Raw genomic sequence first — 22441 nt, forward strand, 5'->3', positions numbered from 1 at the left:
GTTGTAAGCGGAACCGGCGAGGAGGCCACCCAGCAGGCCGATACCGGCGCCAGCGGCGAAGGCGCCACCACGGCCATAGCGGGCTTCGGCGGTGCCGGTGGTGGCGATCGCAGTGCCGGCCAATGTCGCGGCAACCAGGGTTCCGGTCAGGATCTTCTTGAACATCGTCTCGTTCCCATCTCTCGTCTTGCGCGGGCTGCGCTTGCTCTGATGGGATGACGATGCCACCGCGGCCCCGCTATTTCCGTGCGATTCGACACCCGGAGACACGGCATGTCGTCTCTCCTGAACCAGGGTCACGCTGTTGTTTCCTTTCGTCGCCAGGATGACGTAACGTCTTGCGGTTGCGGAGGAATGGCATGCGGTTGGGGTGGCGAGTTGGCGTCTGGTTGGTTCTGGGCTCTTTGGGTCTGGGCTTGGCCTTCATAGCGCCGCCGCTGGCCGTTGCTGCATCCTGTCCAGGCGAGCCGGCGGCCTGCGCGACGACGGGGAGGACTCCACTGGGTCTCCCCTATCAGACGGTGCTCACCATCCTCCAGGACATGGACGAGAAGGATCGCCAGGCTCGTATCGAGGCCCTGCGCAAGACTCTCGAAGCCAATTCCGCAGATGATCTTGCCCGGCTCGAACTGATCGTGCTGAGCGGGGACGACCGCAAGCCGGTCGCCATCGCCGCCTCCCTGGCCGATCTCCTCGCCAAGGCCGATAAGGCGGGTGATCCCGTGGTCGCCGCCCTGGTGCGCCTCTTCACCATTCCCACCATCGAAGTGGAAGGAGAGGAGGGTGACGCCAAGGTCTCGTCACTGGTGGAGGCGGCACTGGCCGATCTTCGTGCCATGCGCAGCGATGCAGTGCGCCGCGGCCGGGCTGCCCTGACGGCGGATGACGCCGACCTGCTGGCGGGCCTGATGGCGCGCCGGGCGGTCTTCGACCTCGACGAGGCGATGGAGGACTATGACCGTGATGTCGGCAAGGCCCAGGCGGCCGTGCTGCGGGCGGCGATCGAGGCCTTCTCGGCTCGGCTCGAACGGGCGCCGCGCGACCGGGCTCGCTTCCCGCTCCTGGCCGAGGCTGTGCGCGACAATTACGACGACAAGGGCAGGTACGACCGTCTCGTCGAGATCTGCCGTCGCTGGACCAGCGTCGCGCCCGCCGATCCGAAGGCGCGCAGGTTCCTGGTGAATGCGCTGACGATGCGGGCCGACGACCGCAACGTTACCGAGAAGACGGTGCTGGCCCTCGCCGACGCCGAGGCCCTGGCTGTCCTGGCCGAGCCGGCGCCGGGTTCGGCTCGTCTCGATGCGATTGAGACCGAGGCGCTCGTCGCCAGCTATCGCGTCAGGGCGGTGGCGCAGGGCAGGACCGAGCCGGTCCGAGCCGCCGCGACCCTCGCCGAGGGGCTGGAGCGGCTGCGCGCGAGAACGCAGGGTGATCCTGCCCTGGGCAGCGGCGACGACCTCATCCTGGCGGCCGTGACGCTGGCTGGCGAGCGCATCGACAAGCAGGACGTCGCCACGGCCGAGACCATCGAGACAAAGCTGCTCTCCGTGCTCGCAGAGCCTGAACGCCGGGCGCAATTGCGCGATATGATCGCCGCCCGCTACCAGACGAAAGGCGAGGCGGAGGCGGCGATGCGGCGCTATCGCCAGTCCATGTTGGAACTCGCGGCCGCGCCGGTTGACGGCGAGAAGAGCTGGCGCTTCTTCGCGGCGGCGCGAAACCTGTTCGAGCTCGGCCGGCGGGATGCACGCCGCTTCGATGCCGACGACCATGCGCGCGCTCTGATCGACTATGCCGCCGAGCCTCGCCTGCGGGCGATCGACGGGCTGGACGGCAAGGAGAAGGCACGCCTGGTCCTGCGGATCGCCGATGCCCTGCATGTCCTGGCCAAACGTCTGGAGGATGCCGGTATCGAGGCGCCGCGCATTGGTCTGCTGGAACGCGAGGTCGCTCTGCGCGAGCCGCTGGCGCGCTATCCCGCCGAGCGGGCCGGTCGCCTGGACGGCCTGGCAGACGCCTATCGCGATCTCTCCGACGCCTTCGATGCCGCGAACCGGGAGAAGGAGGCGCTCGACCAGGCCCGCAAGCGCGTGGAGATCCGGCGCGAGCAGAAGGAGAAGAACCCTGCGGGTTTCGACGAACTCAGCGACACTGTCTGGGCTCTGCGCGATCTCGGCGACGAGCAGCGCCATGTCGGCGACGACAAGGGCGCGCAGGCCAGCTACCAGGAAGGGGCGCAGGTTGGCGCGACATTGCTCGAGCGTTATCCGGACAGGGGTGGCTCCTACGAGGCCATGTCGGCGATCCAGGTGGCGATGGGCCATGCGGCCCGCTCCACCATGATGAAGCTGATCCACTACAAGCGGGCGCAGGCAACCAATCTTGCCCATCTCGACAAGCTCGGCGAAAAGAAGTTCGATCAGGACTTCCTGGCGGTGTCGAGCATCAATATCGGCGATACCTATCTGGAAGCCGGCAAATACCAGGCGGCGCTGACCCATCTCGGCCAGGCCCTCGAAGCGAGCGACAAGAGCCTCGCCGACGATCCCGAGAACAACAGCCTTCTGCGCCGCCGAGCCCGCATCCTCGACAAGATCGCCAGGGCCGAGCAGGGGCTGGACCGCACCGAGCCGGCCATCGCCACACGCCGCCGCCAGATCGAGCTTCTGGAAAAGCTGGCGCGCCTGCGTGGCGCCGCGGTGGAAAACCAGGCAGACGCCTATGAGGCGCTGATCGACCTGCTCTCCCGGAGCGGCGACCATGCCGACGAGATCGCTGAGATCCGGCGCAAGGTGGCGGCTCTGTGAGGCGGCGCGGCCGCATTCCAGTTGGAATTTTGATTTTCAGTCGATTTTCACGCGTCATTGCGCGCGAAGCGAAGCAAGCCAGGGACCGAAAAATAGGGATTTCGTAGCTTGTGGATTGCTTCGCTTCGCTCGCAATGACGCTCAAGCAACAGAATTACGACTGTAGCGTTAGCCGCCGATGGCCCCGATCTTGCCGAGGAGTTCGGCCACCAGCGCATTGTCGAGGCCTTCGTCCGTCTGCCAGACGACCTCGCAACGCCGGCTGATCAGGAAGGTCTGCGGGATCGAACGCAAGGACAGCATGGTGATGAGCTCTCGCTTGTTGTCGATGCCGACGAGACCGTAGGGATTGCCCGCCTTTTCCAGATAATGCAGCACCGCCTCGTCCTGGTCCTGGACGGCGACGCCGGCTATGCGAACGCCCTTGCGTTGGAGGTCGACGAGATAGCGGTGCTCTTCCCGGCAAGCCTGGCACCACGAGGCCCAGAAGTTGAGGACGGTGACCTGGTCCTGCAGTGCTTCGAGCGTGGGGGCGGGAATGTCGGCAAGGCCCGCCAGGGGCTCCACCTGGAAGGGGCCGAGCACGGTGCCATTCGAATCCATCGGAGCCGGGTCCTCGGCACGGACCGATGTCGTCAGGCTGGCGGCGATACTCGCCAGGAATGCCCTGCGGCCCATCATGACGATTCTCCCATGTGGTGCTTTGCCCTGGCTCTTTGCTTCGGCGCATTGCTGCGATTCGAGGCGGCACCATCAAATCCCAAGGCGTTTGGCCACCATAGGTTGTGCGAGAGACTTGGCAACGGAGCGGGAATGGTTGCGAACAGGTTCGGAATTGAGGGGAAGGATGATTTTTCTAAAGCAAACGCCGCCCAGATGGGCGGCGTGAGCAACGTGCCGGCAAGGCGATCTCAGTAATTGGCGTCGGGAACGGCAGCCTTCTTGCGTTCGATGAAATCGCGCAGGGCTTCATCCTTGCCGGGATCGATGGCGGGGGCCTCGTAGTCGGCCAGCGTCTTCTTCCAGATCTTGTTGGCGCGCTGGGCGGCGTCCTGCTTGCCCTCGGCTTCCCACTGCTCCACCGAATTGTTGTCGGAGATGTTGGAGCGGTAGAAGGCGGTCTCGAAATTGGCCTGGGTGTGGGCGCAACCGAGGAAGTGGCCGCCCGGCTCGACCTGGCGGAAGGCGTCCATGGCCTGGCCGTTCTCGGACATGTCGACGCCCTTGGCCAGAACATGCATGGCGCCGAGCTGGTCGAAGTCCATCACGAACTTCTCATAGGAGGCCGAAAGGCCGCCTTCGAGCCAGCCGGCCGAATGCAGCATGAAGTTCACGCCGCCGAACATCGCCGGGATCAGCGTGTTGGCGCTCTCATAGGCGGCCTGGGCGTCCGGGATCTTGGAGGCGCAGAGCGAGCCGCCGGAGCGGAAGGGCAGCTTCATGCGGCGGGCGAGCTGGCCGGCGCCGTAGATGGCGAGCGCCGCTTCCGGCGTGCCGAAGGTCGGTGCGCCCGACTGCATCGAGAGCGTGGAGACGAAGGTGCCGAAGATGGCGGGCGCGCCGGGACGCACCAACTGCAGGAAGGAGACGCCGGCCAGCACCTCGGCCAGCACCTGGGTCAGGGTGCCGGCCACCGTCACCGGGCTCATGGCGCCGGAGAGGATGAAGGGCGTGATGATGCAGGCCTGGTTGTTCTGGGCGTAGACGTCGGCCGCTCCCAGCATGGTGTTGTCCCACACCATCGGCGAGTTGGCGTTGATCAGGCTGGTGCATACCGTGTTCTGCTGGATGAACTCCTCGCCGAACAGGATCTTGGCCATGTCGACCGTGTCCTGGGCGCGCTCGGGCGCGGTGACCGAGCCCATGAACGGCTTGTCGCTCAGGCGCATATGCGCATAGATCATCTCGAGATGGCGCTTGTTCACCGGCAGGTCGACCGGCTCGCACACGGTGCCGCCCGAATGGTGCACATAGGGATTGGCATAGGCCAGCTTCACGAAATTGCGGAAGTCCTCGATGGTGCCGTAGCGCCGGCCCTTGTCGAGGTCGTGCACGAAGGGCGAGCCGTAATTGGGCGCGAACACCGTGTTGTTGCCGCCGATGACGACATTGCGCTCGGGATTGCGGGCATGCTGGGTGTATTGCGAGGGGGCGGTTTGGATCAGCTTGCGGGCGAGGCCGCGGGGAAAGCGCACGCGCTCGCCCTTGATGTCGCAGCCGGCGGCCTTGAGCAGTTCGAGCGCGCGCGGATATTCGCGGAACTCGATGCCGACTTCCTCCAGAAGGGTCTCGGCATTGTGCTCGATGATCTGCATCGCTTCTTCCGAGAGCACTTCGGTGAGCGGGATGTTGCGGCTGATATAGGGCACCGAGGTGCCGCCGCGCTGCACGCGGGCGGCCCGGCGGGCGTCGCGCCCGCGGCGCGAGGCGGACGGAGCTTCGGTATGCGTGGCGTTGTCGGCTGCGTCCGTCATGGCGTTCTCCCGAGAATTCTGGACCTGAGACTTGAATAGGGGAATGCGTCGCCCGCCTGCGGCTCAAGCGCGCCGCCGAATTGCCGGAAAGCGACGTGCGCGGCGTAGGCAGGATATTGGAGGCGGCTGCGCGAGGGCCGGCGACCGCCGAGGATAGGCTGAAGCGTCATCGAAACCATATTGTTGCTGAAAGCTCGAATCCGGTTGCGGCAATGCTATGTTGCTCATCGTTCTTCAACGGCAAAGGGGGAGACGACGATGGAAGTTCTGCAGCGGTCCTGGCCCTGGTTCGTCATTCTCGGGGTGATCGCGGTGATCGGCGGCATCCTGGCGCTGATCCATCCGGGTTTCGCCTCGCTGGTGGTGGTGGTCTGGGCAGCCTGGGCCTTCATCGTGCTCGGCGTGGGGCAATTGGTGCATGCCACCGTGATCAGGGCCTGGGGTGGCTTCCTGATGACGGCGCTCATGGGTATTCTCGCGCTGCTGCTCGGGGCCTCCCTGCTGCTCAATCCCCTGGCCGGCGTGGTCTCCCTGACGGCGTTGCTGGGGGCGATGTTCCTGGTCTACGGCCTTGCCAAGGTGATCGTCGCCTTCAACATCCGCTCTTCCGCCAACTGGACCTGGCTGCTGCTGTCAGGCCTGATTTCGATTCTGCTGGCAATCCTGATCTTCTCGGACTTCCAGCAATCGGCTTCCTCATTGCTCGGTATCCTCCTCGGTGTCGAGCTCCTGTTCTACGGATTCGCCTCGCTGATGACCGGTATGGCGCTGCGCAGCAGGGTCGGCGGGGGCCGCTGAGATTGCCAAGCGTGTCGTGACGGTTCAGGTAACAAGCAGCCTCGTCATCCTGCTGCATGGCGTTGCTGCCTTCGGCTATGATCTCGATCCGCTGGCGGGCGTGCTGCATCGCTCCCTGCCCAATACGGCCGTGATTGCCCCGGATGCGCCTTTTGCCTATGAGCAGGGACCGGGCCGGCAATGGTACAGCCTGGAGGGCGTCACGCCGGAGAACCGGCTGGCGCGCATCGCGGCGGCGCGGCCGGCCTTCGATGCGTTGATCGGCGCCCTCGTTGACGCGCACGGGCTGGCGGCCCGGTTGGACCGCGTCGCCCTGGTCGGCTTCTCGCAGGGCGCGACCCTGGCCTTCGATGCCGTGGCCCGCGGACGCTGGCCCATCGGAGCGCTGGTGCTGCTTTCCGGGCGCTTCGTCACGCCTGTTCCCTTTGCGCCGGCCCACAACACGCCGGTATTGCTGGTGCATGGCAGCGCTGATGGAGCGGTGCCGCCCGAGGAAACCCGGCGGGCGGCCGTGATGCTTCAGGGAGCGGGCATGAGGGTGCAGACCCACATTCTGCGCGGTGTCGGCCACACCATCTCGCCGACAGGGGCTAAACTCACCCGCCGTTTCCTCCGGGAAAGGCTGGGCGGGACGGGCGTGTGAAGACTGCCCGAACCGATGTCGGCGACAGAAAAGTCCACTGGGATGTCACAAAGTTGAACGGTCGATCGTCATGGCCTCGGTATCAACCGAGGAGACCGACCATGACCCCCAAGCTCAATCCCCTTGCCGCCGCTCCCGCGCTGATGAAGGAGTGGCAGCGCGTTTCCTTCGTCATCGCCGCCAATATCGATCCGGGCCTGTGCGAGCTCGTGGAGATCCGAGCCTCCCAGATCAATGGCTGCGCCAATTGCCTCAACATGCACACGGTGTTCGCCCGCGAAAACGGTGAAACCGAGCAGCGTATCTATCTGCTTCCGGCCTGGCGCGACGCGCCTTGTTACAGTGATCGCGAGCGGGCTGCGCTCGGCTGGACCGAGGCCCTGACGCGGCTTAGCGAAGGGCACACGCATGAAGCGGCCTACGAGGCCTTGAAGGCGCATTTCAGCGAGGAGGAGCGGGTCAAGCTCACTTTGCTGATCAATGTCATCAATGGCTGGAACCGGATCGCAGTCGGTTTCGGCGGCTGGGTCGATCCAGCCTTGGTGAAATCCGCCAAGGCGCTCGCTGCCTGAACAAGACGGCGCAGCGGGCAGCGTCTCGTCATTGCGGGCGCAGCGGAGCAATCCAGACATCGCAAGGCTCGATGCTTGCGGCTCCTGGATTGCTTTGCTCGCAATGACACATCCGTACAGCGCGCTGTAACACGAGGCGTTCCAACCAAAACCAACGTTGTTCCGGACTTTGCCCATGGGACCTTGCTCCGAATCCCCAGCCTTTCTACAAGAAGACCCTTCTTCCCGTGGTCCCGGACATGCCAGATCTTTCCTTTTCGCGCGTAGGCGCCTTCCGTCACGGCGGTTTCGCGCGCTATTGGCTGGCGCGCTTCCTCGGTAGTTTCTCGGCCCAGATCATCGGCGTTTCCGTTGGCTGGCAGGTCTATGACCTTACGCGCGATCCCTTCGATCTCGGCATCGTCGGCCTGGTGCAGTTCCTGCCGGCCTTCCTGCTGGTGCTGGTCACCGGCGCGGTGGCGGATCGCTTCAACCGCGTGCGGATCATGGCGCTCTGCCTCGCCGGCGAGGCGCTGTGTGCCCTCGCCCTGATGCTGTTCGGCCTGTGGGGCAGCCAGACGGCCGTGCCGATCTTCGTCACCTTGGTGGTGTTCGGCACGCTCCGGGCCTTCTTCGGCCCGGCCCAGCAATCGCTGATGCCCAATCTGGTGCCGGCGGAGGATCTCGCCAGCGCCATCGCCTGGAGCACCTCGTCCTGGCAGATCGCCACCGTGATCGGCCCGGTCGCCGGCGGCCTGCTCTATGGCCTGTCGGCCAATATCGCCTATGGCACGGCGCTGGTGCTGCTCGGCCTCGCCGCCTTGCTTACCGTCACCATCGCGCCACCGCCGCAATTGAAGGCAGTCAAGGAGAAGCCGAGCTTCGAGACGCTGGTGGCGGGTTTTCGCTATATCTGGCACGAAAAGATCGTGCTCGGCGCCATCTCCTTCGATCTCTTCGCCGTGCTGCTCGGGGGCGCCTCGGCACTGCTGCCGGTCTATGCGCGCGACATCCTCGATGTCGGTCCCTGGGGGCTCGGCATGCTGAGGGCGGCGCCCGGTGTCGGTGCCATCGTGGTGGCGGCCTTGCTGTTGCGTCACCCGATCAAGGACCACGCCGGCGTGGTGATGTTCGTCTGCGTGGCGCTGTTCGGGCTGTTCACCGCTGTGTTCGGCGCCTCCACCGTGGTCTGGCTCTCCATCCTCGCCATGGCGCTGATGGGGGGCTTCGACATGGTGAGCGTCTATGTGCGCGAGACCCTGATCCAGCTCTGGACGCCCGATGCGGTGCGCGGCCGGGTGAACGCGGTCAACCAGGTCTTTGTCGGTGCGTCCAACGAACTCGGCGAGTTCCGCGCCGGCATCTCGGCCGGATTGATCGGTGCTGTGCCGGCGGTGATCTTCGGCGGCGTCGCCACCATCGCGGTGGCCGGCCTGTGGTGGCACTGGTTCCCCGAGCTGCGCAAGGCGCGACATCTGAGCGGGCGGGTGTGAGGGGAAACACGGTGTGCCGATCTCCTCAGCTCCATAAAGTGATGGAGCGAGATCGGCATTCTTGGAAACGACGCGCTCCGGCGAGAAGATGCCGATCTGGAGATCGGCACACCGAAATCCTGCTTACAGTACCGCCTCGATCAACCGCGGGCCACGCTGGCGCATCGCCGCCTTGAAGGCATCGGCGAGGGCGGCATGGCTCTCAACCCTGACAGCCTCCACGCCCATGCCTTCGGCGAGCTTCACCCAATCGAGATCGGGATTGCCGATGTCGAACATCGACTGGCCCCTGGGCCCGACGCTGCCGAGGCCGACGCCCGCCACTTCGTCCATCAGCACCTTGTAGGCCCGGTTGGCGTAGATCACCGTGGTAACGTCGAGTTTTTCGCGCGCCTGTGTCCAGAGGGACTGCAGCGTGTACATGGCGCTGCCGTCGGCCTGCAGCGACACCACCTTGCGGTCGGGGCAGGCGATGGCGGCGCCGGTGGCCACCGGCATGCCGTCGCCGATCGCCCCGCCCGAGAGCTGTAGGCTGTCATGCGGCGCGGCGGTTTCGTTGAGCGGGTAGAAGGGGAAGCCCGAGGAGATCGTCTCGTCGGAAATGATGGCGTTCTCCGGCAGGAAATGGCCGGCGATGCGCATGATGCCCTCGGCCGTGACGGGGCCGTCCGCAGGCAAGCCGGGCGGCTCATGCGCGGAAACCCTGCCGGGTGCGCTCGCGCCGATCGCCTCGGCCAGGGCCTCGAGGGCGCCGGTGCCGTCCTCGTGCGGAAAGGCGAGCACGAGAGGCCGGCAACCGGGCGGCGTCAATTCGCTCGGCTGCCCCGGATAGGCGAAGAAGGCGATCGGCGCCTGTGTGCCGACCAGGATCAGCGTCTGGGTGCCCTGCAGGAAATCGATCGCCGGGCCGGGGCGGTAGGGCAGTCGTTCCACGCGAACGCGCCCGGCGCCGCGCTCGACCCGGGGCACGAAGGTGTCGCAGATCAGCCGGGCTCCGGTCTTGGCTGCGATGCGGCCGGCTGCCGCGAGGCCGCGTCCTCGCAAGGCCTCGCCACGCAGCAGGAAAGCGACCGGGCCGCCGGCCCTGAGGGCCGCCACCGATTGCACCACGGCGCTGTCCGAGACGGGGGCTGGACCGAGGACGGGCAGCGGCGCGGCCGGCCTGTCGGCGGCGAGCCAGGCGGTGTCGGCCGGCAGGATCAGGCTGGCGATCTGCCCCGGCGCAGTGCGTGCCACCTGCACGGCGCGGGCGGCATCGGCGGCGACGCTGCGGGCATTGGGCGAGGAATGCACCCAATGCGAGACGGGACGGGCGAAGGCGGCGACATCCGAGGTCAGCGGCGCGTCGAAACCCTGATGCGCCGAGGCATGGTCGCCGATGATATTGACCATCGGCACCGGCACCTTGCGGGCATTGTGGAGATTGGCGAGGCCATTGGCGAGGCCGGGACCGAGATGCAGCAGTGTCGCGGCCGGCTTGCCGGTCATGCGGGCATAGCCATCCGCCGCGCCGGTGACCACGCCCTCGAACAGGCCGAGCACCGGCCGCATGCCCTCGATGCGGTCGAGCGCACCAACGAAATGCATTTCCGAAGTGCCGGGATTGGCAAAGCAGACCTCGACCCCGCTATCGACCAGCGTGCGCACCAGGCTTTCGGCGCCGTTCATGCCGTTGGTGGCGGGGAGGGGCTGGTGCATGGCTGAAAACCGCTGGCTTGGGTGGTTCGGAACAGACCACCCTTAGGCGCAAACGGTACGAGACCTCAAGCATGATGGTGTCACGCTTTCCCGGGGATCAGCCGCAATCCTTGGCGATCAGCGGCGAGAAGGCCCAGCCATGGACGCCCTTGCTGAAGCCATCCTGTTCCAGGCGCGAATCGCCGCGCCACCAGGTGACCTCGACCCATTTGCCTTGCCGGCCCTGGCCATATTGCACTTCGTCCTCGGGCTTCATGCGGGCGACCAGGCGATGCTGCGGACCCGGGCCGGCGCGCAGGGCGACGAAGCCATCCGGCGTCTTGCGCAGATGGCACAGTTCCATGGCGGAGGCCGCGTCCGGCAGGAGGCCGGCGAGGCAGACGGCGAGCAGCGGGGGACGAAGGGAGCGGTTCATGGCGGGGTCCGATGGTGGATGCCCGACCAAGCCACAGGCAGCGGGATGCCGCCGTGACGGCGCGCACAGGACGGGATTCTTCCTTCTCCCCTTGTGGGTGTCGTCAACTCCCTTGAGTCGACTAGAGGTGCCCCAAAGGGGCGGACGAGGGGGCTCGCGACCTTGCTATTCTGATGCTCATTCGCAAGCACGACCTGGATTGGCTGTGAGACCCCTCATCCGCCTGCCGGCACCTCTAGTCAACTCGAGGGAGTTGACGACACCCGCAAGGGGAGAAGGGAATGGCTCGGCTGGCGATCGGCCTCAACGACAGGTTTTTTCACGACGTCGTTTTCTGGCCATGTCCCGGCCCATATGCGACATCGTTCCGGCGCGTCTTCTATAGAGCTAGTCGTCAACGGGATGGCATCGGCGCCGCTTCCTGCGGTGATGGTCGCACGGGTTTGCGAGATGGTCGCACCCAGGCAGCAACCGCGGCGGTGAAGGCGCTAAGGTCCCCCGCAACGCATCCGGAGTCGCAGGCAAATGGCAGTGTTTCCAAAAAAGGCGAAGGTCGTCATCGTCGGGTTGGGCGGGATCGTCGGCGCATCGATCGCCCATCATTTGATCGAGCGGGGCTGGGACGACATCGTCGGCATCGACAAGTCGGGCATCCCGACCGATATCGGCTCCACCGCCCATGCTTCCGACTTCTGCTATGCCACCAGCCACGACTTCCTGTCCTGCTGGACCACGCTCTATTCCATCGATTTCTACGAGAAGATGGGCCATTACGCCCGCGTTGGCGGCATTGAAGTGGCGCGTGTGGGCGACGATGCCCGCATGGACGAGATCAAGCGCAAGGTCGCCTCCGGCAAGGCCTTCGGCACCCGTGCCCGCCTGATCGAACCGTCCGAGATCAAGGAGAAGTTCCCGCTGATCGAGGAGCATCTGGTGCAGGGCGGCCTGTGGGATCCGGATGCCGGCCTCGTCATCCCGCGCTCGCAGACGGTGGCGGGCAAGCTCGTCGACAAGGGCGAGGCCGCCGGCAAGCTCCAGGTCTTCGCCAACACGGCGGCGACCTCGCTCATCATCGAGAACGGCCGCATCAAGGGCGTGGTCACCAGCCGCGGCACCATCGAGGCCGACCATGTCGTTGTTTGCGCGGGCCTGTGGGGCCGCCTGATCGCCGAGATGGCGGGCGAGGACCTGCCGGTGATGCCGGTCGACCATCCGCTGACCTTCTTCGGGCCCTATAACGAGTTCGCCGGCACCGGCAAGGAAATCGGCTGGCCGCTGATGCGCGACCAGGGCAACTCCGCCTATATGCGCGACACCGGCGATCCCAAGACCGCCGAGGGCGGCCAGATCGAGTGGGGCTATTACGAGGAAACCAATCCGCGCCTGTGCCATCCGCGCGATCTTCTCGAAAAGCACGAGGCGCGCCTGTCGCCCTCGCAGCGCGACCTCGACATGGAACAGATCATCGGTCCGCTCGAACGCGCCATGGAGCTGACGCCGATCCTCGGCGAGCTCGGCTACAATGAGGGCCATTCCTTCAACGGCCTGCTGCAGGTCACCACCGATGGCGGCCCGTCCATGGGCGAAAGCCAGAAGGTGCGGGGCCTGTGGTATGCGGTCGCGATCTGGGTCAAGGACGGCCCCGGCATGGGCAAGCTGATTGCCGACTGGATGACCGACGGGCGCACGCCGATCGACCACAACAAGATCGACTATGCCCGCTTCTCCCCGCACATGCTGGAGGAGGGCTTCATCGAGGGGCGTTGCGGCGAGGCGGCCCGCAAGATCTACAATCCGGCCGTGCATCCGCGTGAGCCCTATGACACCGGCCGCAACGTCAGGCGCTCGCCCTTCTATGAGCGCGAGAAGGAGCTCGGCGGCTATTTCATGGAGCTCGGCGGCTGGGAACGCGCCCATGGCTACGCCGCCAACGAGCATTTGCTCGAGAAATACGGCAACCGCGTGCCGGTGCGTGCCAACGAATGGGACAACCGCCATTTCTGGCGTGTCTCCAATGCCGAACAGCTCGCCATGAGCGAGGATTGCGGCATCATCAACCTCTCGCATTTCGCCATGATCGATGTCGAGGGCCCCGACCATGTCGCGCTGATGGAGTGGGTCTGCGCTGCCAAGATCGGCGGCGACGCCAATGTCGGCAAGGGCATCTATACCCATTTCCTCGATGAGGACGGCATGGTGCGCGCCGACCTCACCGTGTTCCGCATGGCCGACCGCTGCCGCGTGGTCGACGGCGCCGATGCCGGCCCGCGCGACCTCAACTATCTGCGCCGCGTCGCCCAGGACAAGGGCTTCGACGTCACCGTCACCGATACATCCGAGAAATACGTCACCATCGGCATCTGGGGCCCGAACGCCCGCGTCAATCTGAAAAAGGTGGTGGAGAATCCGGCCGGGCTCGATCCCGAGAACTTCCCCTTCGCCGCCATCAAGCCGCTCCGCATCGGCGGCAAGGACGTTTCCGCCTTCCGCATCTCCTATGTCGGCGAACAGGGCTGGGAACTGCATATGCGCTACGAGGATGGCCTCGCCGTCTGGGATGCGCTGCGCTCCACCGGCGTGATGGCCGTGGGCGTGGAGACCTATGCCAATTCCCGTCGCATGGAAAAGAGCCTGCGCCTGCAGAATGCCGAGCTCAACACCGAGTACAACCTGATCGAAACCGACCTCCAGCGCCCCAAGGTCAAGGAGGCCGATTTCTGCGGCAAGGCCAAGCATCTGGAGCACCGCGCCCGCGCCCACCAGCCGGCGATGCTGTGCACGCTGGTGATCACGGACAATGTGGATGCCAAGGGCGTCGCCCGCTATCCCGTCGGTATCCTGCCGGTGATGGATCCGGCGACCGGCGAGACGCTGGTCGACGAGCTTGGCCGGCGTTCCTACACCTACTCGATCGCCTATGGCCCGACGATCGGCAAGAACATCGCGCTTGCCTATCTGCCGCATGCCCATGCGCAGGAAGGCCGCAAGTTCCAGGTCGAATATTTCGGCGAGTCCTATCCGGTCGAGGTGGCCGGCGTCGGCTACAAGCCGCTCTACGACCCCGAGAACACCAAGCCGCGGAGCTGAGGGAACTCATCATCACCGATAATAGCGCGACCAGCCTTCTCCCCTTGCGGGAGAAGGTGGCGCGAAGCGCCGGATGAGGGGAGATACGCGACTTTGCACGGTATGCGTCAACACCCCTCATCCCCCTGCCGGGACCTCTAGTCAACTCAAGAGAGTTGACGACACCCGCAAGGGGAGAAGGCTACAAGCGCCCCGTCGTCGGGCGCCATCCCGAGTTCTCCACGTCACAATTGCCCGCTCTTGTTGACGTTTGGGGCGGGCACGCGGAAGTAAGGGAACTCATTCCCTGACCCTCTCCCGGTATGGGAGAGGGAGTCCGCCATGCCCAAGAAACCGATAGCAAAACCGATCGTCAAACCAGCGGCCAAGAAGAAGATCGAGCGCTTTCCCGAGCCGCCCGGCATGCCGCCCGAAACCTCCGTCATCGCCATCGGCGATATCCACGGTCGGCTCGACCTGCTGGAACCCCTGCTCACGCGCATCGAGAGGCGGGCCTCGCTGCTGCCGGGCCTCAGGCATATCGTGGTCAGCGTCGGCGATCTCATTGACCGCGGCCCCGATTCCGCCGGGGTGATCGAGCGGCTGATGAATGGCGTGCGGGGTTGCGAGTTGGTCGTGTTGCTCGGCAATCACGAGGACGCGCTGCTGGGCTTTCTGGACGACAAACCGATCGGCGACGCCTGGCGCAGCTTCTTCGGCGCCGATGCCTTCCTGCAGAGCTACGGCATTGCCAGCCGGCAGAACTACAAGGTGGAGAAGACGCCGGATCGCCTGCGCCAGGACATGTTGGCCGCCATACCGCCGGCCCATCTCGAATTCCTGCGCGCCCTGCCCACCTCCTACAGCATCGGCGACTATTTCTTCGCCCATGCCGGCGTGCGCCCCGGCGTGCCGCTGGATGAGCAGGACGACCGCGACCTCGTCTGGATCCGCGAGGAATTCCTGCATTCCAAGCAGCGCTTCGAGAAGAAGATCGTCCATGGCCACACCCCCGTGCGCAAGCCGGACTTCAACCGCAACCGCATCAATCTGGACACCAAGGCCTACGCCTCGGGCGTGCTGACGGCGGTGCGGTTCGAGGGCATCGAGGCCGTGGTGTTCTGAGCGGCTGAAAGGCTGCTCCGCTCTTCGAATGCGGTGTTTCCGAGAGCGGACGGGACGTCCGCAGTCCCAGGGACAACGCTTCCCGCGCGGCCTGGCAAGGCTTGCTCGGGAACCTCCGAGGCTGGGACCGCGGACGTCTCGTCCGCCTCTTGCCGCCCGGCCCGCACGCCCCTTATTGTGGCATAGGAGGGAGCGCATCATGGCGTCATTCCATCTGCCGGCTATCCCCGACGACATCAGCGTCATCGCCTTCGGCGACGTGCACGGCTGCTACGACAAGCTGGAAAACCTGCTCGAACAGATCGAAGCGCGCCTGGCCTATTTGCCACAGCGGCGGCACATCGTCGTTTCCGTCGGCGATCTCGTCGATCGTGGCCCGGATTCGGCCCGTGTGGTCGAACGGCTGGCGGCCGGCCTGCCGGGCTGCGAACTGGTGGTGCTCAAGGGCAATCACGAGGCCATGATGCTCGAATTCATCCGCGGCGGTGAGGATGCGGAGGCCTGGCTGCACAATGGTGGCCTGCGCACGCTGGCGAGCTACGGCATCGATCTGGAACGAACCCTCGCCGAAGGCCCGACGCTTCATGGCCTGCGCCGCGCCTTTCTCGACGCGATACCGGAACATCATCTCGCCTTTCTCGCGAAGATGCCGCTCAGCTACGCCTGCGGCGATTATTTCTTCGTGCATGCCGGCGTTCGCCCCGGCCGTCCGCCCGACAGGCAGGACGAGGAGGACCTCTTGTGGATCCGCAACGAGTTCCTCGACTGGGACGGCGATTTCGGCAAGCGCATCGTGCACGGCCATACGCCGGTCGACATCGCGACCTTCAGGCCCAATCGCATCAATCTCGACACCGGCGCCTGCTTCGGCGGTCCCTTGACGGCCGTGCTGCTGGAGGGGACGGAGGCGACGATTTTTTGACATACAGCTCGGCACTTGCTGGCCCGCCAGAGAAGAAATCATGCAAAACACAGCTCGCGTGCCGGACGGCCTCAGCATCATTGCCTTTGGGGATGTCCATGGCTGTCTGAATGAATTGCAAGATCTTCTCGATCGCATCGAGGCCCATGCTGCGGCTCACCCCGAGCGCCGCCATATCGTCATCAGCCTCGGCGATCTAGTCGATCGCGGTATGGATTCCGCCGGCGTCGTCGAACGGCTGATCGAGGGCGTACCGGGGTGTGAAACGATCGTGCTGCGCGGCAATCACGAACAGATGATGCTCGACTTCATCGATGCTTCCGCCAATGAACAGCAATGGGGCCGCATCGGATGCTTCGAGACGATGGCGAGCTATGGCATCGACGCTAGACGCGTTCTTTCGGAACGCTTACCCCTGGCCCAGGTCAGGCAGGCTCTGCCGGACCTGCGGCGGGCTTTCCTTGCCAAACTCCCAGCCTACCACTTGAATTTCCTCAGGAACTCTCCGCTCCACGTCACTTTCGGCGACTATTTCTTCGTTCATGCCGGGGTTCGCCCCTATGTCGCATTGGATCGGCAGGATCCGCAGGATCTTTTGTGGATCCGCGGCGAATTCCTCGATTTTCCTGGCGATTTCGGCAAGAAGATCGTGCACGGGCACTCCCCTTGCGACGAAATCGAGTTCCGCCCTAATCGCATCAATCTGGATACGGGCGTCTGCCTCGGCGGGCCTCTCTCGGCCGTGTTGTTCGAGGGCGCGCAGGCGACGATTTTTTGAATTGGGCCGCCTGAAGCACTTCACTTGTTGAAACCTTTGGTCAAAAGCTGCGGCTTGCTTGCTCCGGGCGGCCGCAACTGCGACTCTTTGGGCCACAATTCCCTTCTGTCCTTTGCCCGGAGAAATCGATCGTGCCGCCAGAGACCGGCAACCTCGTCACCGCCGACCTGATCGCCGTGCTCGTGGCGGTCACCGCGGGGCGGCCGCGGGTGATGACGGTGCAGGAGGGGCGGGGCCTGCCCTCGGGGCCCTTCGAGGCCGGTCATCGTTCGCTGCAAACGGGATTGCGTAGCTGGGTGGAGGGCCAGACTGGCCATCCGCTGGGCTATGTCGAGCAGCTCTATACCTTTGCCGACAAGGATCGCGGGGCTGAGGACATGCAGCGGGCGATCTCGATCTCCTATCTCGGGCTGACCCGGGAAAATGCCGGTCGGGACGAAGAGACCGGCTGGCGCGACTGGTACGAATATTTTCCCTGGGAGGACCATCGTGCCGGCCTGCCGGGGTTTTTCCAGGCCGGTATCGCCGCACCGCTGAAGGCCTGGGCCGGGGCGGCCGACAGCGCAGCCCTGCGCGAGATCCGTTCCCAACGGGTTGATATCACCTTCGGGCTGGAAGGTTTTGCCTGGAACGAGGAACTCGTGCTGCAGCGCTACGAGTTGCTCTATGAGGCCGGGCTGGTGCCGGAAGCCGCGCTGGGCGGCATGCCGATTGTGCCGGGCAGGCCGATGCATGCCGACCATCGCCGTATCCTCGCCACCGGAATCGCCCGTCTCAGGGCCAAGATCAAATATCGCCCCGTGGTGTTCGAATTGCTGCCCGCCACCTTCAGCCTGCTGCAACTGCAGCGCAGCGTCGAGGCCCTGGCCGGGCGCCTGGTGCACAAGCAGAACTTCCGCCGGCTGATCGAGCAGCAGGAACTGGTGGAGGAGACCGGCGCGATGGCCGCCGAGACCATCGGCCGCCCTGCCAAGCTGTTCCGCTTCCGCCAGGCCGTGTTGGCTGAGCGCGTGGCCGCCGGCACCAAGCTGCCGCTGGCGCGGGGGTAGCGGCTCGCTTCGCAAGTTTGGCGCGGTTCCTTCTCCCCTTGCGGGACCTGGCACTTCCTTTGGAAGTGCCTTGGGTGGCATTGCGAAGCAATGACGGATGAGGGGAGATACACAACGTTTGATGGGTGCGCGCCAACACTCCTCATCCGCCCCTTCGGGGCACCTTCTCCCGCAAGGGGAGAAGGCTTATCGTGCCAGTCGCAGCTCTGCCTGGGCTTGGGTTTCAGCTGATCTTTCTCTCGATCGTGCCGTCGAATCTTTATGCTCTAAGTGAACATAATTCGCTTGACATCTCTTATGCTCGGATTAAGCATATGCCGGATATATGCTCAATGGGAGTATAAATAATGCTACTCGATTCCGCCGTCCTCACCCGTACCGCGCCGCTTTATGAGCGGGTCCGGCGTGTCATTCCGGCGATGGAATGGCCTGTCTTTGCCGACGATGTCGACGCCATCCTGGCGCTGAAGAAGGAACGCAACGCCGTCATCCTGGCGCACAACTACCAGACGCCGGAGATCTTCCACTGCGTCGCCGACGTGGTGGGCGACAGCCTGGCCCTGGCCCGCAGGGCAGTGGATACCGATGCCGATGTCATCGTGCTGGCAGGCGTGCATTTCATGGCCGAGACCGCCAAGCTGCTCAACCCGGACAAGACGGTGCTGATCCCCGATCTCGGTGCCGGCTGCTCGCTGGCCGATTCGATCACGCCCAAGGATGTGCGCCTGATGCGGGCGACCTATCCGGGCGTGCCCATCGTCACCTATGTCAACACCTCGGCGGCGGTGAAGGCCGAATCCGACGTCTGCTGCACCTCGGGCAATGCCAAGCGCATCGTCGAAAAGCTCGGCGTGCCCAAGGTGATCATGCTGCCTGACGAATATCTCGCCCGCAACATCGCCGCCGAGACCGATGTCGAGATCATCGCCTGGAAGGGCCATTGCGAGGTGCATGAGCGCTTCTCGCCGACCGAGGTGCGCCAGCTTCGCGAAGACCATCCCGGCGTGATCGTGCTCGCCCATCCCGAATGCCCGCCGGAGGTAGTGGCGGAAGCCGATTTTTCCGGCTCGACCGCGCTGATGTCCGACTATGTCGCCGAGCACAAGCCCGCCCGCGTGGTGCTGCTGACCGAGTGCTCGATGAGCGACAACGTCGCCGTGCACCACCCCAGCGTCGATTTCATCCGTCCCTGCAATCTCTGTCCGCATATGAAGCGAATCACGCTCGCCAATATTCGCGAGGCGCTGGAGGCCAATCGGCACGAAGTCACCATCGATCCCGCCGTGGCGGTCGCTGCCCGCCGGGCCGTCGAGAGGATGCTCGAGCTATGAGCGATCATCCTCAACTCTATCGCGACCGGCCGGTGGTGGTCGGGGCCGGCCTTGCCGGACTGATGACGGCGCTTTCACTTGCGCCCGAGCCGGTGGTGCTGCTCTCCCATGCACCGCTTGGCGCGGAGACCTCGACGGGCTGGGCGCAGGGCGGGCTCGCCGCCAGTCTGGCTGATGACGACACGCCCGACTTGCATCTCGCCGACACCCTGGCGGCGGGCGCCGGCCTGGTCGAGGCCGAGGCAGCCCGCCGCATCGTCGCGGCCGCACCGGCGGCGGTGCGCCGGCTCGCCGGCCTTGGCGTCAAGTTCGACGAGATGGACGGAAGCTTCCAGCTCGGCCTCGAAGCCGCCCATGGCCGTCGCCGCATCGTGCATGCCGATGGCGACGCCACCGGGCGGGAGATCGTGCGGGCTCTCGCTGCCGCCGTGCGCGCCACGCCCTCGATCACCGTGCTGGAAGGCGTCGAGGCCCGGCGCCTCCTCGTCGAGGACGGTGCCATTGCCGGTATGGTCTGCGCCGACGCGAAGAACGATTTGATGGTGATCGCCACCGCCCGTGTCGTGCTGGCCACCGGCGGCATTGGCGGCCTGTTCGCCGACAGCACCAATCCCCGCGCCAGCCAGGGACAAGGACTTGCCTTGGCCGCTCGCGCCGGTGCGCGGCTCTCCAACCTCGAATTCGTACAGTTCCACCCGACGGCCCTCGACACCGCCGCCCGTCCGATGGCGCTGGTCAGCGAAGCCGTGCGGGGCGAGGGGGCCGTGCTGATCGACGAGACCGGCGGGCGTTTCCTCGGCCATCTGCCGGGTGCCGAGCTCGCTCCGCGCGACGAGGTCGCCCGCGGTATCTGGCAACATCTGGCGGCGGGCCACCGGGTGTTTCTCGATGCCCGTCGCCAGCCCGGCGCCGGCTTCGCGCGCCGTTTTCCCAGCATCGACCGGATTTGCCGGCAGGCCGGCTTCGATCCCGCGCTGCAGCCGCTGCCGGTGCGCCCGGCCCAGCACTACCACATGGGCGGCATCGCGGTGGACGATGAGGGCCGCAGTTCCCTGCCTGGCCTGTGGGCTTGCGGCGAGGTGGCCTGCACCGGGCTGCACGGTGCCAATCGCCTGGCCAGCAATTCCCTGGCCGAGGCCGCCGTCTGCGCCGCCTGGGTTGCCGACAGTGCGCGCGCCGCGCCGGCCGGAGGCCGCAGGCTCGGGGGAGGTGCTGGCGCGCCGGCCGTCACCGATCTCAGCACCTTCGTTGCCGACCCCATACGCCCGATCCTGTCCCGCGCGCTCGGCGTGGTCAGGGATCGCGCCGGGTTGGAGGCGGCGATCGCCGCGCTGCTGCCGCTGACGAGGAGCAGGGGCCCCGTTTCAGGGCCGGCCACTGTCGGCCTGATGCTGGCCGTCGCCGCCCTCCGCCGCCAGGAGAGCCGCGGCGCTCATTGCCGGGCGGATTTCCCGTCGACCCTGCCGGAGGCCTCGCCCTCTTTCCTCTGCCTCGACGAGGCGCTCGCCGCGGCCCGCGCGGTCGCCGCCACCCTTCCTTTTGCCGAAAGTGCCTGACATGCCACTCCTACCGCTCTCCCCCCTGCTCTACGAGCCGATCATCCGCGCCGCCTTGGTGGAGGATCTCGGCCGGGCCGGAGATCTCACCACCGATGCCATCGTGCCGGCGACGCTGAAGGCGACCACGGTGCTGGCGGCGCGTCAGGACGGCGTGGTCGCCGGGCTCGACATCGCGGTCACCGCCTTCCGCCTGATCGATCCCGCGATCGCCGTTTCGGTGGAGCGTGGCGATGGTGCCGGGGTCTCGCCGGGCTCGGTGATCGCCACCCTCTCCGGCTCGGCCCGCGCCTTGCTGACCGGCGAGCGCACCGCCCTCAACATTCTCAGCCGTCTTAGCGGTATCGCCAGCGCGACCGCTTCGGTGGTGGAGTCGGTCAGGGACCACAAGGCCACGATCGTCTGCACCCGCAAGACCACTCCGGGTCTGCGCGCCTTGGAGAAATATGCGGTGCGGGCCGGCGGCGGCGGCAATCACCGCTTCGGTCTCGACGATGCCATCCTGATCAAGGACAACCATGTCGCCATCGCCGGTGGCATCCGCCCGGCGCTGGAGCGTGCCAAGGCCGCGGCAGGGCACATGGTCAAGATCGAGCTCGAGGTCGATACGCTGGCCCAGCTCGAAGAGGCTCTCATGGTCGGCGTCGACGCGGTGCTGCTCGACAATATGAACCCCGCCCAATTGCGCGAGGCGGTGGCCATGGTGGGCGGGCGGGCGCTCACCGAGGCCTCGGGCCGCGTCACGGCGGAGACGGCACCGGCAATCGCGGCTTCGGGGGTCGACCTCATCTCCGTGGGCTGGCTCACCCATAGCGCGCCGATCCTCGACATCGGCCTGGATTATCGGGCCTGAGCGGCATTGCCGCATCCCCTTGCTGGCGCAGGCGCTGCTGTTATGCTGTCGCCATGCAGAATCGTACGGTACCCTTTCCCATCCCGCCGCGCGCGCCGGCGGGGACGACCATCATTGCCTTCGGCGACGTCCACGGCCATCTCGGGCTGATGGAGGAGATCCTGGCCAAGGCGCAAGCCCGGGCCCGGGCCAAGCCGGACCGGCGCCACATCGTCATCAGCCTCGGCGATCTCGTCGATCGCGGCCCCGACTCCCGCGGTGTCGTAGGCCGGCTGATGGGAGATCTGCCGGGTTGCGAGCTCCATGTGCTCAGGGGCAATCACGAAACCTTGCTAATGTCCTTCTTGGCAGGCGACCCCGACGCCGATGTCTGGCTTAAATGGGGCGGCATGGCGACCGTCGGCAGCTATGGCGTCGACATCAAGGGGGCCGACCCCCACTCGAAGCGGGATGTCGAGCGTCTGAGGGCCGAGTTCCGCGCCAGGATGCTGCCCGACCACCTCGAATTCATGCGCACGCGGCCGCTCAGCCTCACCTTCGGCGATTATTTCTTCGTGCATGCCGGCGCGCGGCCGGATGTGCCGCTGGCCGAGCAGAAGGAATATGACCTGATCTGGATCCGCGACGAGTTCCTGCCCTCCGGCCAGCTCTTCGAAAAGAAGATCGTGCATGGCCACACCTCGGTGGAGGAGCCGGATTTCCGCACCAACCGCATCAATCTCGACACCGGTGCCTGCTATGGCGGCAAGCTGACGGCGGCGATCTTCGAGGATGACGTAGCCGAGGTGTTCGCCTCCATCCCGGCGCCGCCCGGTACGCATTTTCCTTGAGGAGGGGCCGTCATTGCGAGCGAAGCAATCCAGTTTTGCCATCCTTGAAGAG

At 65.7% G+C, this 22441-nt stretch carries 18 protein-coding genes; 14 read left to right on the forward strand and 4 right to left on the reverse strand.

All coding sequences use genetic code 11. From position 1 onward, the window contains the following. The first annotated feature begins 416 nt into the window (after window positions 1-416). Complete coding sequence (locus tag BA190_RS18335; protein WP_156771583.1) at window positions 417-2807, forward strand: hypothetical protein; 2391 nt, start codon at window positions 417-419, stop codon at window positions 2805-2807. 168 nt (window positions 2808-2975) lie between these two features. Here BA190_RS18335 and BA190_RS18340 read toward each other — a convergent pair whose 3' ends face one another. Both BA190_RS18340 and BA190_RS18345 read right to left on the reverse strand, forming a co-directional pair. Continuing rightward, window positions 2976-3488: a redoxin domain-containing protein gene (locus BA190_RS18340; protein ID WP_068290519.1), complete on the reverse strand. Its 513-nt coding sequence runs from the start codon at window positions 3486-3488 to the stop codon at window positions 2976-2978. Between the two features lie 230 nt (window positions 3489-3718). Next, on the reverse strand, window positions 3719-5281 hold the full coding sequence (locus tag BA190_RS18345) for a trimethylamine methyltransferase family protein (protein ID WP_068290521.1): 1563 nt from the start codon (window positions 5279-5281) through the stop codon (window positions 3719-3721). A gap of 258 nt (window positions 5282-5539) precedes the next feature. Between BA190_RS18345 and BA190_RS18350 the strand changes: the two genes are divergently transcribed. From BA190_RS18350 to BA190_RS18365, 4 genes are all read left to right on the forward strand, one after another. Continuing rightward, window positions 5540-6079: an HdeD family acid-resistance protein gene (locus BA190_RS18350; protein ID WP_068290523.1), complete on the forward strand. Its 540-nt coding sequence runs from the start codon at window positions 5540-5542 to the stop codon at window positions 6077-6079. 16 nt (window positions 6080-6095) lie between these two features. Then, on the forward strand, window positions 6096-6722 hold the full coding sequence (locus BA190_RS18355; RefSeq protein ID WP_068290527.1) for an alpha/beta hydrolase: 627 nt from the start codon (window positions 6096-6098) through the stop codon (window positions 6720-6722). A gap of 101 nt (window positions 6723-6823) precedes the next feature. Continuing rightward, window positions 6824-7294, forward strand: a complete 471-nt coding sequence (locus tag BA190_RS18360) for a carboxymuconolactone decarboxylase family protein (RefSeq protein WP_068290528.1) — start codon at window positions 6824-6826, stop codon at window positions 7292-7294. A gap of 239 nt (window positions 7295-7533) precedes the next feature. Next, window positions 7534-8766: an MFS transporter gene (locus tag BA190_RS18365; protein ID WP_068290530.1), complete on the forward strand. Its 1233-nt coding sequence runs from the start codon at window positions 7534-7536 to the stop codon at window positions 8764-8766. 123 nt (window positions 8767-8889) lie between these two features. Here BA190_RS18365 and BA190_RS18370 read toward each other — a convergent pair whose 3' ends face one another. Beyond that, window positions 8890-10464, reverse strand: a complete 1575-nt coding sequence (locus BA190_RS18370) for an acetolactate synthase large subunit (protein WP_245314820.1) — start codon at window positions 10462-10464, stop codon at window positions 8890-8892. A gap of 97 nt (window positions 10465-10561) precedes the next feature. Then, window positions 10562-10879: an SH3 domain-containing protein gene (locus BA190_RS18375; RefSeq protein ID WP_068290532.1), complete on the reverse strand. Its 318-nt coding sequence runs from the start codon at window positions 10877-10879 to the stop codon at window positions 10562-10564. A gap of 525 nt (window positions 10880-11404) precedes the next feature. Between BA190_RS18375 and BA190_RS18380 the strand changes: the two genes are divergently transcribed. The 9 genes from BA190_RS18380 to BA190_RS18420 all read left to right on the forward strand — a co-directional run bounded on the left by BA190_RS18380 (window position 11405) and on the right by BA190_RS18420 (window position 22389). Continuing rightward, entirely contained in the window at window positions 11405-13966 is a 2562-nt protein-coding gene (locus BA190_RS18380) for an FAD-dependent oxidoreductase (RefSeq protein WP_068290533.1), read from the forward strand. Between the two features lie 321 nt (window positions 13967-14287). Further along, window positions 14288-15070, forward strand: coding sequence for a metallophosphoesterase family protein (locus tag BA190_RS18385; protein WP_082979844.1), 783 nt, complete (start codon window positions 14288-14290; stop codon window positions 15068-15070). Window positions 15071-15269: 199 nt separating this feature from the next. Then, window positions 15270-15992 carry a metallophosphoesterase family protein gene (locus tag BA190_RS18390; protein WP_068290535.1) on the forward strand — a complete coding sequence of 241 codons (723 nt, stop codon included), beginning with the start codon at window positions 15270-15272 and terminating at the stop codon, window positions 15990-15992. 40 nt (window positions 15993-16032) lie between these two features. Continuing rightward, window positions 16033-16770, forward strand: coding sequence for a metallophosphoesterase family protein (locus BA190_RS18395; RefSeq protein WP_068290542.1), 738 nt, complete (start codon window positions 16033-16035; stop codon window positions 16768-16770). Between the two features lie 131 nt (window positions 16771-16901). After that, on the forward strand, window positions 16902-17819 hold the full coding sequence (locus tag BA190_RS18400) for a hypothetical protein (RefSeq protein WP_245314823.1): 918 nt from the start codon (window positions 16902-16904) through the stop codon (window positions 17817-17819). A gap of 347 nt (window positions 17820-18166) precedes the next feature. Beyond that, window positions 18167-19150: a quinolinate synthase NadA gene (gene nadA / locus BA190_RS18405; protein WP_068290545.1), complete on the forward strand. Its 984-nt coding sequence runs from the start codon at window positions 18167-18169 to the stop codon at window positions 19148-19150. Then, window positions 19147-20706, forward strand: coding sequence for an L-aspartate oxidase (locus BA190_RS18410; protein ID WP_068290547.1), 1560 nt, complete (start codon window positions 19147-19149; stop codon window positions 20704-20706). The genes nadA and BA190_RS18410 overlap by 4 nt, the downstream gene beginning before the upstream one ends. Before the next feature lies 1 nt (window position 20707). After that, window positions 20708-21559: a carboxylating nicotinate-nucleotide diphosphorylase gene (gene nadC, locus BA190_RS18415; RefSeq protein WP_068290551.1), complete on the forward strand. Its 852-nt coding sequence runs from the start codon at window positions 20708-20710 to the stop codon at window positions 21557-21559. A 53-nt stretch (window positions 21560-21612) separates the two neighbouring features. Then, complete coding sequence (locus BA190_RS18420; protein WP_068290553.1) at window positions 21613-22389, forward strand: metallophosphoesterase family protein; 777 nt, start codon at window positions 21613-21615, stop codon at window positions 22387-22389. Window positions 22390-22441: the final 52 nt, after the last annotated feature.

The sequence above is a fragment of the Labrys sp. WJW genome, from assembly GCF_001676615.1.
GTDB lineage: Bacteria > Pseudomonadota > Alphaproteobacteria > Rhizobiales > Labraceae > Labrys > Labrys sedimenti.

Bases quoted from the DNA above. Each gene is read 5' to 3' on its own strand.
- BA190_RS18340 (WP_068290519.1), bottom strand. From the start codon at position 3,488: ATGATGGGCCGCAGGGCATTCCTGGCGAGTATCGCCGCCAGCCTGACG.
- BA190_RS18345 (WP_068290521.1), bottom strand. From the start codon at position 5,281: ATGACGGACGCAGCCGACAACGCCACGCATACCGAAGCTCCGTCCGCC.
- BA190_RS18350 (WP_068290523.1), top strand. From the start codon at position 5,540: ATGGAAGTTCTGCAGCGGTCCTGGCCCTGGTTCGTCATTCTCGGGGTG.
- BA190_RS18360 (WP_068290528.1), top strand. From the start codon at position 6,824: ATGACCCCCAAGCTCAATCCCCTTGCCGCCGCTCCCGCGCTGATGAAG.
- BA190_RS18365 (WP_068290530.1), top strand. From the start codon at position 7,534: ATGCCAGATCTTTCCTTTTCGCGCGTAGGCGCCTTCCGTCACGGCGGT.
- BA190_RS18370 (WP_245314820.1), bottom strand. From the start codon at position 10,464: ATGCACCAGCCCCTCCCCGCCACCAACGGCATGAACGGCGCCGAAAGC.
- BA190_RS18375 (WP_068290532.1), bottom strand. From the start codon at position 10,879: ATGAACCGCTCCCTTCGTCCCCCGCTGCTCGCCGTCTGCCTCGCCGGC.
- BA190_RS18380 (WP_068290533.1), top strand. From the start codon at position 11,405: ATGGCAGTGTTTCCAAAAAAGGCGAAGGTCGTCATCGTCGGGTTGGGC.
- BA190_RS18385 (WP_082979844.1), top strand. From the start codon at position 14,288: ATGCCCAAGAAACCGATAGCAAAACCGATCGTCAAACCAGCGGCCAAG.
- BA190_RS18390 (WP_068290535.1), top strand. From the start codon at position 15,270: ATGGCGTCATTCCATCTGCCGGCTATCCCCGACGACATCAGCGTCATC.
- BA190_RS18395 (WP_068290542.1), top strand. From the start codon at position 16,033: ATGCAAAACACAGCTCGCGTGCCGGACGGCCTCAGCATCATTGCCTTT.
- nadA (WP_068290545.1), top strand. From the start codon at position 18,167: ATGCTACTCGATTCCGCCGTCCTCACCCGTACCGCGCCGCTTTATGAG.
- BA190_RS18410 (WP_068290547.1), top strand. From the start codon at position 19,147: ATGAGCGATCATCCTCAACTCTATCGCGACCGGCCGGTGGTGGTCGGG.
- nadC (WP_068290551.1), top strand. From the start codon at position 20,708: ATGCCACTCCTACCGCTCTCCCCCCTGCTCTACGAGCCGATCATCCGC.
- BA190_RS18420 (WP_068290553.1), top strand. From the start codon at position 21,613: ATGCAGAATCGTACGGTACCCTTTCCCATCCCGCCGCGCGCGCCGGCG.